This is a genomic window from Streptomyces sp. NBC_01515, assembly GCF_045040345.1.
Lineage (GTDB): Bacteria > Actinomycetota > Actinomycetes > Streptomycetales > Streptomycetaceae > Streptomyces.
Window position 1 is genome coordinate 1,712,348 of sequence record NZ_CP109416.1, and the last position, 16,732, is coordinate 1,729,079.

At 71.3% G+C, this 16,732-nt stretch carries 17 protein-coding genes; 5 read left to right on the top strand and 12 right to left on the bottom strand.

Annotation, left to right across the window (positions count from 1 at the left end; genetic code table 11):
• Positions 1-101 precede the first annotated feature (101 nt).
• Entirely contained in the window at positions 102-1,724 is a 1,623-nt protein-coding gene (locus OG407_RS07450) for a protease pro-enzyme activation domain-containing protein (protein WP_405856200.1), read from the top strand.
• A 112-nt stretch (positions 1,725-1,836) separates the two neighbouring features.
• Here OG407_RS07450 and OG407_RS07455 read toward each other — a convergent pair whose 3' ends face one another.
• From OG407_RS07455 to paaN, 11 genes are all read right to left on the bottom strand, one after another.
• Positions 1,837-2,604 (bottom strand): enoyl-CoA hydratase/isomerase family protein, encoded by a 768-nt coding sequence (locus OG407_RS07455; protein WP_405856202.1) that lies wholly within the window; start codon positions 2,602-2,604, stop codon positions 1,837-1,839.
• Between the two features lie 8 nt (positions 2,605-2,612).
• The gene (gene paaE, locus OG407_RS07460; RefSeq protein WP_405856204.1) at positions 2,613-3,716 is read right to left on the bottom strand and encodes a 1,2-phenylacetyl-CoA epoxidase subunit PaaE; all 1,104 of its coding nucleotides are present in this window, start codon (positions 3,714-3,716) and stop codon (positions 2,613-2,615) included.
• Positions 3,717-3,759: 43 nt separating this feature from the next.
• Positions 3,760-4,266, bottom strand: coding sequence for a 1,2-phenylacetyl-CoA epoxidase subunit PaaD (gene paaD, locus OG407_RS07465; protein ID WP_405856206.1), 507 nt, complete (start codon positions 4,264-4,266; stop codon positions 3,760-3,762).
• Positions 4,260-5,096, bottom strand: a complete 837-nt coding sequence (paaC, locus tag OG407_RS07470; RefSeq protein WP_405856208.1) for a 1,2-phenylacetyl-CoA epoxidase subunit PaaC — start codon at positions 5,094-5,096, stop codon at positions 4,260-4,262. Before paaC ends, paaD begins: the two co-directional genes overlap by 7 nt.
• A gap of 9 nt (positions 5,097-5,105) precedes the next feature.
• Complete coding sequence (gene paaB / locus OG407_RS07475; RefSeq protein WP_033278572.1) at positions 5,106-5,390, bottom strand: 1,2-phenylacetyl-CoA epoxidase subunit PaaB; 285 nt, start codon at positions 5,388-5,390, stop codon at positions 5,106-5,108.
• A complete protein-coding gene (paaA, locus tag OG407_RS07480) occupies positions 5,387-6,397 on the bottom strand; it encodes a 1,2-phenylacetyl-CoA epoxidase subunit PaaA (protein ID WP_405856210.1) in 1,011 nt (336 codons plus the stop codon). Before paaA ends, paaB begins: the two co-directional genes overlap by 4 nt.
• 103 nt (positions 6,398-6,500) lie before the next feature.
• Positions 6,501-7,301, bottom strand: a complete 801-nt coding sequence (locus OG407_RS07485) for an enoyl-CoA hydratase/isomerase family protein (protein ID WP_405856212.1) — start codon at positions 7,299-7,301, stop codon at positions 6,501-6,503.
• A complete protein-coding gene (locus OG407_RS07490; protein ID WP_405856214.1) occupies positions 7,292-8,158 on the bottom strand; it encodes a 3-hydroxyacyl-CoA dehydrogenase family protein in 867 nt (288 codons plus the stop codon). Before OG407_RS07490 ends, OG407_RS07485 begins: the two co-directional genes overlap by 10 nt.
• The gene (locus OG407_RS07495) at positions 8,155-8,925 is read right to left on the bottom strand and encodes an enoyl-CoA hydratase/isomerase family protein (RefSeq protein WP_405856216.1); all 771 of its coding nucleotides are present in this window, start codon (positions 8,923-8,925) and stop codon (positions 8,155-8,157) included. Before OG407_RS07495 ends, OG407_RS07490 begins: the two co-directional genes overlap by 4 nt.
• Positions 8,922-10,115: a thiolase family protein gene (locus tag OG407_RS07500; RefSeq protein WP_405856218.1), complete on the bottom strand. Its 1,194-nt coding sequence runs from the start codon at positions 10,113-10,115 to the stop codon at positions 8,922-8,924. The genes OG407_RS07495 and OG407_RS07500 overlap by 4 nt, the downstream gene beginning before the upstream one ends.
• The gene (gene paaN, locus OG407_RS07505; RefSeq protein WP_405856220.1) at positions 10,108-11,820 is read right to left on the bottom strand and encodes a phenylacetic acid degradation protein PaaN; all 1,713 of its coding nucleotides are present in this window, start codon (positions 11,818-11,820) and stop codon (positions 10,108-10,110) included. Before paaN ends, OG407_RS07500 begins: the two co-directional genes overlap by 8 nt.
• Before the next feature lie 94 nt (positions 11,821-11,914).
• Between paaN and paaI the strand changes: the two genes are divergently transcribed.
• The 4 genes from paaI (at position 11,915) to OG407_RS07525 (ending at position 15,319) form a co-directional block, all read left to right on the top strand.
• Complete coding sequence (paaI, locus tag OG407_RS07510; protein ID WP_405856222.1) at positions 11,915-12,346, top strand: hydroxyphenylacetyl-CoA thioesterase PaaI; 432 nt, start codon at positions 11,915-11,917, stop codon at positions 12,344-12,346.
• Positions 12,343-13,707 (top strand): phenylacetate--CoA ligase PaaK, encoded by a 1,365-nt coding sequence (gene paaK / locus OG407_RS07515; RefSeq protein WP_405856224.1) that lies wholly within the window; start codon positions 12,343-12,345, stop codon positions 13,705-13,707. Before paaI ends, paaK begins: the two co-directional genes overlap by 4 nt.
• 52 nt (positions 13,708-13,759) lie before the next feature.
• Entirely contained in the window at positions 13,760-14,410 is a 651-nt protein-coding gene (locus OG407_RS07520) for a TetR/AcrR family transcriptional regulator (RefSeq protein WP_405856226.1), read from the top strand.
• Positions 14,411-14,530: 120 nt separating this feature from the next.
• Positions 14,531-15,319 (top strand): SAM-dependent methyltransferase, encoded by a 789-nt coding sequence (locus OG407_RS07525; RefSeq protein ID WP_365605616.1) that lies wholly within the window; start codon positions 14,531-14,533, stop codon positions 15,317-15,319.
• On the opposite strand, the gene OG407_RS07530 is transcribed toward OG407_RS07525, so the two are convergent.
• Positions 15,316-16,653, bottom strand: coding sequence for a lanthionine synthetase LanC family protein (locus OG407_RS07530; protein WP_405856228.1), 1,338 nt, complete (start codon positions 16,651-16,653; stop codon positions 15,316-15,318). The genes OG407_RS07525 and OG407_RS07530 overlap by 4 nt on opposite strands.
• Between the last annotated feature and the right edge of the window lie 79 nt (positions 16,654-16,732).

Below are 16,732 nucleotides of genomic sequence, written 5' to 3' on the forward strand. Positions count from 1 at the left end.
CAACGCAAGGGTTCCCCCGCTTATGCGGGTGGGGTCGATGTTCCTACGGTGAAGCCGTTCCGCTTCCGGGACAGCAACCCCCCACTCCTCGGAGGACCTCAGTGACGTCACGACTGAAACTGGTCGGTCTGGTCGCCGTACCGGCTCTGCTCGCCGCCGCCGTCCCCAGCGCCTACGCCGCCGCCCAGCCGCACACAACTCGCGCCGCCATCGCGGGAGATGTCCTCAAGGGCCTGAACCACGACGCGGCCCGCACCGGCGCCGTCACCGCCGCCAAACACATATCCGTGGCCATCAGCCTCACTCCGAGAAACAACAAGGGCCTCGACACGTTCATCGCCAACGTCAGTAATCCGCGGTCGAGTTCGTACGGCCACTATCTGACGAAGGCCCAGTTCGCGGCCCGGTTCGGCCGGACCGACGCCGAGGTGAAGCAGGTCAAGGAGTACCTGCGCGCCCAGGGTCTCACCGTCGGCAAGATCCACTCGGGGAACCTGCTGGTCGACGCCAGCGGCACCGCCGCGCAGCTGGAGAAGGCGTTCGGCACCAAGCTGTCGACGTGGAAGGACGCCAAGTCGGGCCGCGCGTTCTACGCCAACGAGACCGCGCCGACCCTGCCGACCGGCATCGCCGGCCTGGTCAGCGACGTCACCGGCCTCAACAACCGCGCCCAGCTGCACCACCAGGCCACCAACACCGTCGCCCCGCGCAACGGTCCCGGCGGCGGCTACACCCCGGCGCAGCTCAAGGGCGGCTACAACGTCTCCGGTACGTACACCGGCAGCGGACAGAAGATCGCGCTGCTGGAGTTCGACGGCTTCGCGCAGTCCAACATCACCAAGTACGACACCAACTACAGCCTGGGCTCCCCCACTCCGACCGTGTCGAAGGTGGACGGCGGTTCCGGCGCGCTCGGCGACGGTCAGGTCGAGGTCGAGCTGGACATCGAGGTCCTGCACGCGATCGCCCCCAAGGCGAACGTCACCGTCTTCGAGGGCCCCAACTCCGACGCCGGCGAGGTCGACACCTACCAGGCCATCGTCGACAGCGGCATCCCGACCACCTCGATCAGCTGGGGCGCGTCCGAGAGCCAGCGCACCACCTCCAACATCAACGCCGTGGACGCCGTCTTCAAGGCGGGCGCGGCCGAGGGCCTCGGCTTCTACGCCGCCTCGGGCGACGACGGTTCGGACGACGCGGGCGACGGTACGACCACGGTCGACTACCCGGCCTCCGACCCGTACGTCACCGGCGTCGGCGGCACCAAGCTGACCGTCACCTCCGCCAACGCGTTCAGCAAGGAAGTGGCCTGGTCCGGCGGTGGCGGCGGCAAGTCCTCCGTCTTCAAGATCCCGAGCTGGCAGACCGCCGTCCAGAAGAGCGCCGGTGGCGGCTACCGCCAGGTCCCGGACGTCTCGGCGCACGCCAACCCCAGCCCCGGTGTCTCGATCTACTCGCAGGGCACCTGGACCTCGGTCGGCGGCACCAGCGCCGCCGCGCCCGAGTGGGCCGCGTTCGGCGCGCTCTACAACCAGCAGGCCGCGGCGGCCGGCAAGGCCAACCTCGGCTTCGCCAACCCCGCGCTCTACACGGCGAGCGGCACCGGCTTCCACGACATCACCAGTGGCAGCAACGGCGCGTACTCCGCCGCCACGGGCTGGGACTTCACCACCGGTTGGGGGTCGTACAACGCGGCGACCCTGGCGACGAAGCTGCTCGGCTGATCTACGAAGACTGACGGGCGAAGGCTGACTCACGAAGGCTGACGCACGACTGATGTGAAGCGCGGGCCGGGAATCACTCCCGGCCCGCGCTTCGTCTCACCTGACCTTCGTCTCACCTGAACTTGGCTTTGCCGGGGCCCTCTTCGACGAAGCTCCGCATCCCGCGCTCACGGTCCTCGGTCGCGAACAGCCCCGCGAACCACGTGCGTTCGACGGCGAGCCCGGTCTCGATGTCCGTCTCCAACCCGGTGTCGATCGCTTCCTTCGCGGCGCGGAGTGCGATCGCCGGTCCTTGCGCGAGCTTCGCCGCCCACGCATGCGCCTCGCTGTACACGTCGGCGGCGGGGGCGAGTCGATCGACGAGCCCCAGCGCGAGCGCCTCGTCCGCCTTGACCATCCGACCCGTGAAGATCAGGTCCTTCGCCTTCGAGGGACCGATCAGCCGCGCCAACCGCTGCGTGCCACCAGCCCCCGGAATCAACCCCAGCAGAATCTCCGGCTGACCGAGCTTCGCGTTGTCCGCCGCGATCCGGAAGTCCGCGCACAACGCCAACTCACAACCCCCACCCAGCGCATAACCCGTGATCGCAGCCACCACCGGCTTCGGAATGCGAGCCACCGCCGTGAACGACTCCTGCAACGCCCGCGACCGCACGACCATCCCCGCATGGTCCATCCGCTGCATCTCCTTGATGTCCGCGCCCGCCGCGAACACCTTCTCCCCGCCGTAGACCACCACGGCCCGCACATCGTCGCGACGCGAGGCCTCCTCGGCGAGTGCGCGCAGGCCGTCCTGTGTCTCCGAGTCCAGGGCGTTCATCGGCGGCCGGTCGAGCCGGATCGTGCCGACTCCGTCAGCGACTTCGAAGTGAAGTGTCATGGCCGGCCTCAGCTGTCGTAGTCGACGGCGAGGGTGTCGGACACAGGGAAGGTCTGGCAGGTCAGGACGTAACCGGCGTCGACCTCGGCGGGTTCGAGGGCGTAGTTGCGCCGCATGTCCGCCGTGCCGTCCGTGACCAGCGCGCGGCAGGTGCCGCAGACGCCGCCCTTGCAGGCGAAGGGCAGGTCGGGGCGGGTCTTCTGGGCGCCGTCGAGGATCGAAATGTCCTTGTGCAGGGCGGAGTTGGTGGTGCGGCCGTCGAGCGTAATGCTCACCTGGCTGACGGGGCCGTCGTAGGCCTTGTCGATGTGTTCGTTGGTCCGTACGGGCTCGTCGTCGGCGTAGAACAGCTCCTGGTGGACGCGTTCGACGGGGACGCCGAGCCCGGCGAGGACCTGCTGGGCGTCGCGGACCATGCCGTGCGGGCCGCACAGCCACCAGTGGTCGGCGGTCTCCACGTCGACCAGGGCATCGACGAGGGCGCTGAGCCGGGCGGCGTCCAGGCGGCCGGAGAGGATCTCCGCCTCGCGCGGTTCGCGGGACAGGATGTGCGCCAGCTGGAAACGGCCGGGGTACAGGTCCTTCAGGTCGGCGAGGTCGTCCGCGAACATCACGGTGCCGCTGCGCCGGTTGCCGTAGAAGAGCGTGACGCGAGAGCGGGTGTCGGCGGCGAGGACGGATTCCGCGATGGACAGCATCGGGGTGATTCCGGAGCCCGCGGCGATCAGGACGTGGTGGCCGGGGCTGGTCAGGTCGGGGGTGAAGGCGCCGGTGGGGGCCATCACCTCGACGGTGTCGCCGGGGCGTACGTCGTTGACCAGCCAGGAGGAGAACAGGCCGCCGGGGACGACCCGTACGCCGATGCGCGGGCGCGCTCCCGCCGGGGAGCAGATCGAGTACGAGCGGCGCTCGTCGCGTCCCTCGACCTCGCGGCGGAGCGTGAGCGACTGGCCGGGCCGGTACGCGAACTCCTCGGTAAGGTCCTCGGGAATCTCGAAGCTGATGGCGGCGGCGTCCTCGCACAGCGCCTCGACGGCGGCGACCCGCAGGGCATGAAAGGCCGGGCGCCGACGCGCCGGGCGGGCGGGGGTGGTGGGGGCCGGGGCGGTCACTGGTCCACCGTCCTTTCCGTGAGCGGGTGTTGGGGGCTCGCCATCAGATCTCCTTGACGTACTCGAACGGCTCGCGGCAGGTGCGGCATCGCCACAGGGCTTTGCAGGAGGTCGCGGCGAAGTGTGAGGTCTCCTCGGTGTCCGTCGCCCCGCAGCGGGGGCAGGGCACCGTGCGGCGGGTCGGTGACAGGGTGAGCGTGAGCGGGCCGCGGGGGGCTGCGCCCGGTGGGGCGATGCCGTGTTCGGCGAGCTTGGCGCGGCCGGCCGGGGTGATCCAGTCGGTGGTCCAGGGTGGGTTGAGGACGGTGCGGATCTCCACGCGCGCGTACCCGGCGTCCCGCAGCCGTGCGGCCACCTCGGCGCGCATCTCGGCCATCGCCGGGCAGCCGGAGTAGGTGGGTGTCAGGCTCGCGACGACCGTGCCGTCCTCGGTCACCTCGACCTCGCGCAGGACGCCGAGGTCGGCCAGCGTGAGCATGGGCATCTCGGGGTCGGTCACCTGCGCGGCGACGTTCCGGGCGCGCCGCGCGTCGAGCAGGGTGGTCACCATGTCGCCTCCGGGTGGGCGCGGGCCACGCTCTGGAGTTCGGCCAGCAGCGGGGCCAGGTGGTCGGTGTGGTCGCCGTCGCGGCCGTGGCCGGGGACCGGTGCGGCGTCGGGGAGGGCCAGTCCGGCGGCCTCGGTGACCTGGCGGAGTACCGCCAGGACCTCGGTCCTCAACTCGCCGTCCCCCGCGAAGAGTTCGTCCATGTACGGGGCGATGCCGGCGAACGCGTCGCGCATCCGCCGCTGCGACTCCTCCGTGCCGTCGCCCAGCCGGACGACCCACTCGGCGGAGTACTGGCGGTGGTACGCGAGTTCCTTGACGCCCTTGGCGGCGATGGCGGCGAGCACCGGGTCCGAGGTCGTGGTGGCGAGCCGCTCGAAGAGGGCGAGTCGCCAGGAGGACAGCACCAGCAGCCGGGTGATGGAGAACGCGAAGTCTCCGTTGGGGAGTTCGGCCAGCCGTACGTTGCGGAAGGCGTCGGCGTCGCGGAAGTAGGCGTAGGCGTCCTCGTCGCGCCCGGTGCCGTCGACCTGGCCGGCACGCGCGTAGAGCAGGCGGGTCTGGCCGAGCAGGTCGAGCCCGATGTTGGCCAGTGCCACCTCCTCCTCCAACTCGGGGGCGGCGGTGCACCATTGGGCCAGTCGCTGCGCACTCACCAGCGCGTCGTCGCCAAGTGCCAGGCAGAACGCGGCCAGTTGAGCGGAGTCCGTCCCCTCCGGCACGGTCTGGTCGATGCCGTGCAGCGGGTCCTCGAAGCCGGTGCCGAAGGCCCAGCGGGCGTCGCTGTCGTCGTGCCCCTCGGCCAGGGACAGATAGACGTGGTCGTCACTCATTCCCTGCTCCTAGATGTGGGGGACGTCTTCGGGGATGTCGTAGAACGTCGGGTGGCGGTAGACCTTGTCGGCGCTCGGCGCGAAGAACGGGTCCTTCTCGTCGCGGGTCGAGGCGGCGATGTGCTCCGAGCGCACGACCCAGATCGACACGCCCTCGTTGCGCCGCGTGTAGAGGTCGCGGGCGTGGGTGAGCGCCATGGCGTCGTCGGCGGCGTGCAGCGAGCCGACGTGGACGTGGTTCAGGCCGCGCTTGCCACGGACGAACACCTCGTACAGGGGCCAGTCCTGCGTCATGCCGCCGCTCCTTCGGTTTTCTGCGTACGGGCGGTTTCCTGTGTGCGAGCGGCCTGCTTGGCCGCGTGGGCGGTGGCCGCCTCCCGGACCCAGGCGCCCTCCTCGTGGGCGGCCCGGCGGCGGGAGACCCGCTCGGCGTTGCACGGTCCGTCGCCGCTGATCACGCGCTGCAACTCGGACCAGTCCGGGGTGCCGAAGTCATGGCGACCGCGGTCCTCGTTCCAGCTCAACTCCGGGTCGGGCAGGGTGACTCCGAGCTTCTCCGCCTGCGGCACCGTCATGTCGACGAAGCGCTGACGCAGTTCGTCGTTGCTGTGCCGCTTGATCTTCCAGGCCATGGAACGCGCCGAGTTGGGCGAGTCGTCGTCGGGCGGCCCGAACATCATCAGCGACGGCCACCACCAACGGTCCACCGCGTCCTGGACCATGGCCCGCTGGCCGTCCGTGCCGCGCATCATCGTGAGCAGCAACTCGAAGCCCTGGCGCTGGTGGAAGGACTCCTCCTTGCACACCCGCACCATGGCCCGCGCGTACGGCCCGTACGAACAGCGGCACAGCGGCACCTGGTTGCAGATCGCCGCGCCGTCCACGAACCAGCCGATCACGCCGACGTCGGCGAAGGTCGGCGTCGGGTAGTTGAAGATCGACGAGTACTTCTGCCGGCCCTCGATCAGCGCCTCGGTCAGCTCCGCGCGGTCCGCGCCCAGGGTCTCGGCGGCCGAGTAGAGATACAGTCCGTGTCCGGCCTCGTCCTGCACCTTCGCGAAGAGGATCGCCTTGCGGCGCAGGGAGGGCGCGCGGGTGATCCAGTCGCCCTCCGGCTGCATCCCGATGATCTCGGAGTGCGCGTGCTGCGCGATCTGCCGGATCAGGGTCTTGCGATAGCCGTCGGGCATCCAGTCGCGGGGCTCGATCCGCTGGTCCTTCGCGATCGTGGCATCGAACTGCTCGCCGAGCCGCGTTTCGTCCCAGCCGGCGGCTGACGCCTCCGTGCCTGTGCTGGTCATCGACACACCACCTTCCCTACCGACCATTCGTTCGGTACCTAGTCTGATGGGTTTCCCCCGGCGAGGCAAGACCTGCCGACTGAATGCCTGGTCACCAGCCCTCTCACCGGCCCTCGAACGACGGCTCCGCCCGCGCCAGAAACGCCTCTACGGCGGCCCGGTGGTCCCGCGTCGCCCCCAGCCGCTCCTGCGCCGCCGCCTCCCGCTCCAGCACGCCGACGAGGCTCGCGCCGGGCGCGTCACGCAGCAGCGCCTTGACCTCCGCGTACGCGGCGGTGGGCCCGGCGGCCAGCCGCGTGGCCAGGGCCAGCCCCTCCGCCGTAGCGTCACCGTCCGGTACGACCCGGTGCACCAGCCCCCACCGCAGCGCGTCCTCCGCGCCGAACCGGTCCCCGAGCAGCATCAGCGCGGCGGCCCGCGACGGACCCACCGCCCGCGCCAGCGCACCGCTCAGCCCGCTGTCGGCGGCCAGCCCGATCCCGGTGAACGCGGTGGCGAACCTCGCCCCCTCCGCCGCGACCCGCACATCCGCGCAGAGCGCCAGCCCGAGCCCGGCCCCGACACACGCGCCCTCGACGGCCACGACGACCGGCTGGGTCAGCGCGTGCAGCGCCTCCACGAGCAGGTTGTACTCGTTCCGTACGCAGGCGAAGGCTGCATCGGGCCCGTTCTCCAACGCCCGGGCGTGCTCCCTGAGGTCCTGCCCCACGCAGAAGTGCTTGCCCCGCGCGGTGAGCAGCACGGCACGGACGGCGTCCCCGTCATCGCGCACCTGGCGTACGGCGGCCAACAGCCCACTCCGCAGGGCGACATCGAGCGCGGGCCCGCGCAACTCGATGGTGGCGACACCGGCGTCCAGGCCGTAGCCGACGCCGACGCCGTCCGAACCCTCGCTCACTCCCACGCGTAGAACCCCTGTCCCGTCTTGCGTCCCAGTTCACCGCGGGCAACCTTGTCGCGGAGCAACTGCGGCGGGGCGAAGCGCTCGCCGAGGGTGGAGTGCAGGTACTCGGCGATGGCCAGACGTACGTCGAGACCGACCAGGTCGGTGAGCCGCAACGGTCCCATGGGGTGCTTGTAGCCGAGGCTCATCGCGTCGTCGATCGCCTCCGGCTCGGCGACGCCCTCCTCGACCATCCGGATCGCCTCCAGGCCCAGCGCCAGTCCGAGGCGGCTGCTGGCGAAGCCGGGCGAGTCCTTGACGGTCACGTCCTTCTTGCCGAGGGCGTGCGTCCAGTCGAGAGCGGCGCTGAGGGCGGCGGGCTCGGTGTGCGGAGCGACGACGATCTCTACGAGCGCCGAGGCAGGCACGGGGTTGAAGAAGTGCATGCCCAGGAAACGGCCGGGCCGGGTGAGCACGGAGGCGAGTTCGGTGACCGAGAGGGAGCTGGTGTTGGTGGCCAGGACGGTCGTCGCGCCCACCGCCCGCTCGGCCGCCGCGAGCACGCGGGCCTTGAGCCCGGCGTCCTCGGGGACGGCCTCTACGACAAGGTCGGCGTCGGCAGGCAGCCCGTCGACCGAGTCCGCCATGCTGACGCGGGCGAGCACCTGCTCGGCGGGCTCGCTGAGCAGGCCGCGCTCGGCAGCTCGTTTCAACCCGGTGGCGACCCGGTCCAGCGCGGCGGCCGAGGCAGCCTCGCCGCTCTCCACGACGGTCACGGACGAACCGGCGGCCGCGAAGGACTGCGCGATCCCCGCGCCCATCCGGCCACCGCCGATCACGCCGACAACGGCCGGTGCGGAAACGGGTGTTGGGCTCATACTCGGTTCCTCTTCTCCAAGAAGCGTGTCATCCGGTCCCGCTTGTCCTGCCCCTCGAAGAGCACGGCCTGCGCGAGATCGTCGGCGACCGGGTGGGCACCGGGCGAGTCGACGACGAGCTTGGTGAGCCTCAGGGCCGTAGCCGACGAACGGGCCGTGCGGTCCAGCAGCGCGTGTGCCTCGTCCAGCAGCTTCTCCGCCGGTACGACGTCGATGACCAGCCCGGTCGCCAGGGCCGCCGCCGCGTCGAGGTTCCGCCCGGCGAGCAGCACCTGCTTGGCGACGGACTCGCCGACCAGTTCGGGCAGCCGCCAGCAGGCACCGGCCGCGGCGAGGATGCCGAGTCCGGGCTCCGGGTTGCCGAAGACGGCGTCCGGTCCGGCGATACGGAGGTCGCAGGCGTACGACAGTTCCGCACCGCCGCCCAGCGCCCAGCCGTCCACCGCGGCGAGGGTCGGCATCGGCAGCCGCCGTACCCGCTCGAAGAGCCGGCTGTTGATGCCCTGGAGGGCTTCGTCCCGGCCGCGTGCCAGCAACTCGGCGATGTCGGCGCCGCCCGCGAAGACCCCGCCGTGCCCGGTGAGCAGGAGCAGCTTGGGGTCCTGCTCCAACTGGTCGCAGACTGCGTGCAGTTCGCGGATCATCTGGCCGCTGATGGCGTTGCGGGATTCGGGGCGGTTGAGGGTGACCATGACGCGGTCCTCGCGCTCCTCGACGAGGAGGGTGTCGTAGTCACCGGCGCTCATCTCAGTACTGGGCGCGCTCATACCCGCTCCACGAGCATCGCCACGCCCTGTCCGACCCCGACGCACAGCGTGGCCAGGCCCCGGCTGCCGTTCTCGCGCTCCAGCCTGCCCAGCAGGGTGAGCAGGATGCGGGCGCCGGAGCACCCGAGGGGATGGCCGAGGGCGATGGCGCCACCGTCGGCGTTGACCTTCTCCTCGTCGAGCTTCAGTCGGCGCGTGACCGCGAGAGCCTGCGCGGCGAAGGCCTCGTTCAGTTCTACGGCGTCCAGGTCGCCGATCTCCCAACCGGCGCGGTCAAGGGCCTTCTCGGTGGCGGGCACCGGGCCGAGCCCCATGATGTGCGGCTGCACCCCGGCCGAGGCCGACGTGACGATCCGCGCCCGGGGAGTGAGCCCGTGGCGTCGGACCGCCGCCCCGCTCGCGACCACCAGCGCGGCGGCGCCGTCGGACAGCGGCGAGGAGGAACCGGCGGTGACGATGCCGCCCTCGCGGAAGATGGTGCGCAGGGAGCCGAGCTTCTCCAGCGTGGTGCCGGGGCGCGGGCCCTCGTCCCGTGTCACCTCTCCGCCCTTGACCGCGACCGGCACGATCTCCCGGTCGAAATGGCCCGACTCCTGGGCGGCGACGGCCCGTTGATGGCTGCGCAGCGCGAACGCGTCGGACTCGGCGCGGGTGATGCCGTCGAGCGCGGCGACCTCCTCGGCCGTCTCTCCCATCGTCAGGGTCTGCTGGACGGCGAAGCGCGGGTTGGTGAAGCGCCAGCCGAGCGAGGTGTCGTGCACCTCTCCCGGCTTGGCCCACGGGGTGCCGGGCTTGGCCATCACCCAGGGGGCGCGGGTCATGGACTCCACGCCGCCCGCGACGACCAGGTCCGCCTCTCCGGCGCGGATCGCCTGGGCGGCGGAGGCCACGGCGGTCAGGCCGGAGGCGCAGAGCCGGTTGACGGTGTAACCGGGCACGGTGTGCGGCAGCCCGGCCAGCAGGACGGCCATGCGGGCCACGTCCCGGTTGTCCTCGCCGGCCTGGTTGGCGGCGCCGAGGATCACCTCGTCGACCTCGTGCGCGGGTATTCCGGCGCGCCGGACCGCCTCGCCGACGACCAGTGCGGCGAGGTCGTCGGGTCGTACGGAGGCGAGGGCGCCGCCGTAGCGGCCCTGCGGGGTGCGGGCCCCGTCGATCAGGTAGACCTCGTCGGAGGACAGCTCAGGCATCGGGGGTCTCCTCGGCGGGGGCGGGCCGGCGTGACTGGAGGGTCGCGAAGCGGCCGGTGACGAACGCGGGGTCGGACAGGGTGGCGCCGGCGGCCGGGTTGGCGGCGCTGCCGTGGAAGTCGCTGAACGCGGCGGACTGGTTGACGAAGACGCCGCCGGTGAGGTTCTCGGAGAGGTGCACGCCCGCGTCGAGGGCGGCCAACTCGGCCGCGTCCAGCACCAGTTCGCTGGTGGAGTGGACGGCTGCGGTCAGCGCGCCGTGCGCCCGCACCGTCTCGCGCAGGATCCGCAGGCTGTGCTCGGTGGAGTCGGTGCCGATGACGAACGACACCGGCCCGAACCATTCCCGGGTGTACGTCTCCCGGTCGTCCTCGGCGTCGAGGCGTGCGATCAGCGGCGTACGGACGACGGCCTTCGGGTGCGCGGGGTCTTCGACGGCCGCCGAGGCGCGCACCGTACGGCCGACCGTCGCGGCCTGCTCCAAGCGCTCGCGCACGCCGTCGTTGACGATCGCGCCGAGGGTGCCGGCGGCGCGGGCGGGGTCGCCGAGCAGTCTGTCGAGGGCCGCGCCGAGGTCGGCGGCGAACTCGTCGGCGCTGCGCGGTCCTTGGTCGGTGGTGATGCCGTCGCGCGGGATCAGGAGGTTCTGCGGGGTGGTGCACATCTGGCCGCTGTAGAGGGCCAGCGAGAAGGCGAGGTTGTCGAGCAGGCCGCGGTAGTCGTCGGTGGAGTCGAGGACGACGGTGTTGAGGCCGGCCTTCTCCGTGTGGACGAGGGCCTGGCGGGCGTTGGTCTCCAGCCAGTCGCCGAACTCGGTCGAGCCGGTGAAGTCGATGATCCGGACGTCGGGGTGCAGCGCGAGGACGGCGGCGCTACGGCCCCCGGGCTCCTCGGCGGCGAGGATCACGAGGTTCGGGTCGAAGCCCGCCTCGGCCAGCACCTCGCGGGCGATCCGCACGGTGATCGCAAGGGGGAGGACGGCGCCCGGGTGCGGCTTGACCACGACCGGGTTGCCGGTGACCAGGCTGGCGAACAGGCCCGGGTAGCCGTTCCAGGTCGGGAAGGTGTTGCAGGCGATCAGCAGCGAGACCCCGCGGCCGACCGGGGTGAACTTCTTGTCCAGGACCTGCGGGCCGCCCTTGCGCTGCGGCTTGGTCCAGCGGGCCGTGCCCGGGTGCCGCTTCTGCTCGGCCCAGGCGTACGCGACGGCCTCCAGACCGCGGTCCTGGGCGTGCGGGCCGCCCGCCTGGAACGCCATGACGAAGGCCTGCCCGGTGGTGTGCTGCACGGCGTGCGCGATCTCGAAGCTCGCCGCGTTCAGCCGGGCCAGGATCTCGGCGGCGACTCCGGCCCGGGTGTCGGGGCCCGCGGCGCGCCAGGGCCCGGTGGCGGCCAGGGCGGCGGCCACCGCCGCGTCCGGCGTGACGCGGGGGTAGGAGATGCCCAGCTCGAAGCCGTACGGGGAGGTCTCGCCGGCCGACACGTACCCGTCGCCGGGATGCCCCGCCAGCTCGAAATGGCCGTCGAGCCGCTCCTCGAAGGCGGCTTCGCCGATCTTGGCCGCGTCCTCGCCGTAGACCGACTTGCTGGGCGACTCCGGGTACGGCGTCCAGTGGTCGCGGGTGGCGGTCGCGGTGACCGCCTGTTCCAGCAGGGCGCGGTGGCGGGAGAAGAAGTCGGGCAGCTCGGAGCTGGTCTGGGGCATGCGTTCCACCTCTTGACAGGCAGTGGTGTTGCTGGATTACTTGGCCGTGACGCACGCTAACCGAATGTTCGGTCGGTCCACAAGGTGGTGGAAAATGACGCAGGCCGCTGACACGGCCTCCGGTCCGACGGCGAGGATGTTCGCCGCGGACGAGGCGTCCCGGGCTCTCGGGATGGAGCTCGTCGAGCACGGCGAAGGGACCGCCGTGCTCCGCATGACCGTGACCCCGGCCATGGTCAACGGACACGAGATCGCCCACGGCGGTTATCTGTTCCTGTTCGCGGACTCGGCCTTCGCCTGTGCCTGCAACAGCCACGGCCCGGTGACCGTGGCCGCCGCGGCCGACATCGACTTCGTCGCCCCGGCGCACGAGGGCGACGTCCTGGTGGCGACGGCGACGGAGCGCACCCGGTTCGGCCGCAGCGGCATCTACGACGTGAGCGTGCTGCGCGGCGACCAGGTGATCGCGGAGTTCCGCGGCCGTAGCCGCACGATCAACAGCGCGAAGACGAAGGAGTCTCCATGAGCAGCGACCTGACAGCCCCGGCGGCCCCACCGGCTTCGCCGCCCGTGAGTCCGCGCCTCGGGGAGCCGCTCCCCGACGGGTTGCTGGACGCCGCCGAACGTCTGAGCCGCGAGGAGCTGCGCGAGCACCAACTCGGGCTGCTCCAGGCCACGTTGAGGCACGCCTACGACAACGTGGAGCTGTACCGCCGCAAGTTCGACGAGGCCGGCGTCAAACCCGACGACTGCCGCACCCTCGACGACCTGGCCCGGTTCCCCTTCACCACCAAGGCCGACCTGCGGGACACGTACCCCTTCGGCATGTTCGCCGTCCCCATGGACCAGGTCCGCCGCGTCCACGCCTCCAGCGGCACCACCGGCCGCCCCACGGTCGTCGGCTACACGGAGAACGACCTCTCCATGTGGGCCGACGTCGTCGCCCGCTCGATCCGCGCGGCCGGCGGCCGCCCCGGCCACAAGATCCATGTGTCGTACGGCTACGGGTTGTTCACCGGTGGTCTGGGCGCGCACTACGGCGCCGAGCGCGCGGGCTGCACCGTGATCCCCGCCTCCGGCGGCATGACCGCCCGCCAGGTGCAGATCATCCAGGACTTCAAGCCCGAGATCATCATGGTCACCCCGTCCTACATGCTCACCCTCCTCGACGAGTTCGAGCGCCAGGGCGTCGACCCGCGCACCAGCTCCCTCAAGGTGGGCATCTTCGGCGCCGAGCCGTGGACGGAGGAGATGCGCCGCGAGATCGAGGAGCGCATGGACATCCACGCGGTCGACATCTACGGCCTGTCGGAGGTGATCGGCCCCGGGGTCGCGCAGGAGTGCGTGGAGACCAAGGACGGCCTGCACGTGTGGGAGGACCACTTCTACCCGGAGATCGTCGACCCGGTCTCCGACGAGGTGCTGCCCGACGGCGACAGCGGCGAGCTGGTCTTCACCTCCCTCACCAAGGAGGCGCTGCCGATCATCCGCTACCGCACCCGCGACCTGACCCGGCTCCTCCCCGGCACGGCCCGCCCGGCCTTCCGGCGCATCGAGAAGATCACCGGCCGCTGCGACGACATGATCATCCTGCGCGGGGTGAACGTCTTCCCCAGCCAGATCGAGGAGATCCTGCTCCGCACCCCGGCCGTCGCCCCGCACTTCACGATCCAGCTCAGCCGGCGCGGCCGCATGGACCACATGACGGTCCGCGCCGAGGCCCGCCCCGGTGCCACTCCCGAGCAGCGGGAGGCCGCGGCGGCGGCGATCGGCAAGGGCGTCAAGGACGGCGTGGGCGTGAGCGTGGCGGTGGAGATCGTCGATCCGGAGACCCTGGAGCGCTCGGTGGGCAAGATCCGCCGGGTCAAGGACCTGCGGGACCAGTGACCTCCGGGGCCGTTCCGCCCGGCGCGGTCGCCGACCTTGTCACAATGGCCCGGTGACCAGGACACCTGTGCAGAACCCGGCCGGCCGCCACGGCCGGCCCGCCTACGACCGCGACTCCCTGCTGGAGGTCGCCGTCGTGGTCTTCAACGAACGCGGCTACGACGGCACCGGCATGGAGGAACTGGCCAGACGCCTGGGCCTCAGCAAGTCGAGCATCTACCACCACGTGTCCGGCAAGGAGGAACTCCTCGAACTCGCGGTCAACCGCGCGCTGGACGCGCTGTTCGCCGTGCTGGACGAGGAGGCCGGGGACCGGGAGGGGGCCGGCGGAGCCCCGGACACGACCGTGACCGCCACGGCTCGGATGAAGCGCATCATCCACCGCAGCGTGGAGGTGCTGGCCGCCGAACTGCCGTACGTCACCTTGCTGTTGCGGTTGCACGGCAACAGCGAGGTGGAGCAGCGGGCGCTGGCCCGGCGCCGTGAATTCGACCACCGGGTGGCCGAGTTGATGACCCGGGCGGCGGCCGAGGGCGGCATACGGGCGGACATCGACCCGCACCTCGCCGGCCGGCTGCTGTTCGGCACCGTCAACTCCCTCGTGGAGTGGTACCGGCCCGACCGCGACCTGACCGTGGAGACACTGGCCGACGCCCTGACGACGATCCTCTTCGACGGCCTGCACGGACGAACTGCGAGTTGACGGGACCGAAGGCCCCAACTCCCCTCCCCCACACGCCACATGAAGCACCCCGAGTACGATGATCGGAAGCTTGCCCCGCCCCTCTCTTCCACCCTTCTCACCTGCCGCGATGGAGTTGCCATGACGACCGACCCCAAGCCGTCACCGCAGATCGACACCGGCAAGGCACACCCCGCGCGGGTCTACGACTGGCTGCTGGGCGGCAAGGACAACTACCCGGTCGACGAGGCCGTAGGAGAGAAGCTGCCGCCCGAGGCGAAGGACGCGGCGCGGCAGAACCGTGAGTTCATGCACCGCGCGGCGACCTGGCTCGCCGGGCAGGGCATCGACCAGTTCCTGGACATCGGCACGGGCATCCCGACCGCGCCCAACCTGCACCAGATCGTCCAGCGGACCGTGCCGACGGCGAAGGTCGTCTACACCGACTACGACCCGATCGTCCTGCGGCACGCCGAGGCGCTGCTGATCAGCCACGCCGACGGGGTCACCGATTACATCCAGGCCGACGTGCGCGAGCCCGAGCTCATCGTCGAACACGCCCGCCACGTCCTGGACTTCACCCGCCCGATCGCCCTCTCGCTGATCGCGCTGATGCACTTCATCCCGGACGAGCAGGACGCCCACGGCATCGTCCGCAACCTCGTCGCGACCCTGCCGTCCGGCAGCTACCTGGTCCTGTCGCACGCGGCGTCCGACCTCTACCCCGAACTCTCCGCCCAGGTCACCGCCGAGTACGCCAAGGGCGGCATCAAGCTCGGCTTCCGCACCCGCCCGGAGGTCGCCCGCTTCTTCGACGACCTCGACCTGGTGCCGCCCGGCCTGGTGACGGCGACGGAGTGGAACCCGCCGGCGTCGGAGGAGACTCCGGAAGGCAGCGGGATCTACGCGGCGGTGGCGCGGGTCCGCTAGCGGCGACGGCTCGCAGCCTGCACCGGAGCTTGGTCCGGCCACGCGAACGCGTAGCGCGGATCGCCTCCTCGGCCGAGCCGTACGAAGCGCAGGAGTTCGCGGACGATGCCCGCGTTGCCCATCGCCCAGCCCGTGAACGGTTCGAGGTCGCTCGGGGTGGCCCGGTGTTCGACGTTCGACCAGCGGGCGCCGTCACCGTCCCGGATCGCGCGGGCGGCCAGGTCCGCGACGAGGACGCGGGCGAAGTCGTACGGCTCCTGCGGTTGCTGCTGTTCCTTCTGTTCTAGCTGTTCCTTCTGTTCTAGCTGTTCTCGCTGTTCTCGCTGTTCGGCGATTCGGTCGGAGGCCAGGGCGAGGACGCCCGCGGTGCCGCAGCAGCGGCCGTTGTTGTCCCAGAAACGGGGGCGCAGCCGCTGGGGCAGGCCGGAGTGGGTGACCGTGTGCCAGCAGCGGTCGGCGAGGGCGGACCAGGCGGGGTCGGCCGTGATGTCCCGCAGGAGCCGGAAGGCCTGGGCGTCACCTGCCGGGCCGTGGCACCAGCCGTAGCTGACGGGCTCGACCGCGTCGGGGCGGAACTGCGGGGTGGAGTGCCGGACCAGGAAGCCTTCCGGGCCCGCCTCGTCGCGTGACACGACGTCCGCGGCACCGGCCAGCGCGAGTTCGACCAGGTCCGGGCGGGCGGTGGCTTCGCCGACCCGGGCGAGTCCCACGACGATGCCGAGTGTGCCGTGCGAGATGTGGTGCAGACGCGCCTCGATGCCCGTGCGGTGGGGCCAGTGGACGCCCGCCGGAGTCTGCTCCGCCGTCCGCAGGTACGGCTCCACGGCGAGGACGGCCAGTTCGGGGTCGCCGGTCAGGAGTGCGCCGAGGCCGATCCCCGCGTTGCCGCCCATCAGCTCGAACAGCTCGCCCCAGCGGGTCCCGTCGAAGCGTGACCGTACGAGGTTCAGCGCGCGGTCGGCTGCGGCACCGGCGGCGGCGTCCCCGAGTTCCTCGTGCAGGGTCCGCAGGACGAGGGCCATTCCGGTGCGGCCGAAGTAGAGGGAGTCGTCTTCGACACCGTCGACGGAGTCCGCGAGACCGAGGCCCGCGCGCAGGGCCGCGTCGGCGTAGGAGTCGTCGCCGAAGTGCCGCCACGCTTCCAGGAGCACGGGGACGTTCCCGGCGGTACCGCTGTAGAGGGACGGGTTCGGCTCGTCGTCCGAGGGCTTGCTCGACCAGGCGAGGCCTCCTCCGGAGGTCTCTCGCGCCGCTTCGATCAGCCAGCGCAGCCCGTCCACCGCGAGTTCCTCGACCTCGTCGACCGCCACGACCGTGGCTTCTGGTGCCGTCATGCGCCCACTCTCGCATGATCTTCCGGACCCGCCCAGAGGGCGCCGACTCAGCTGATCCGTCGGCCGAGTTCGCTTCGCC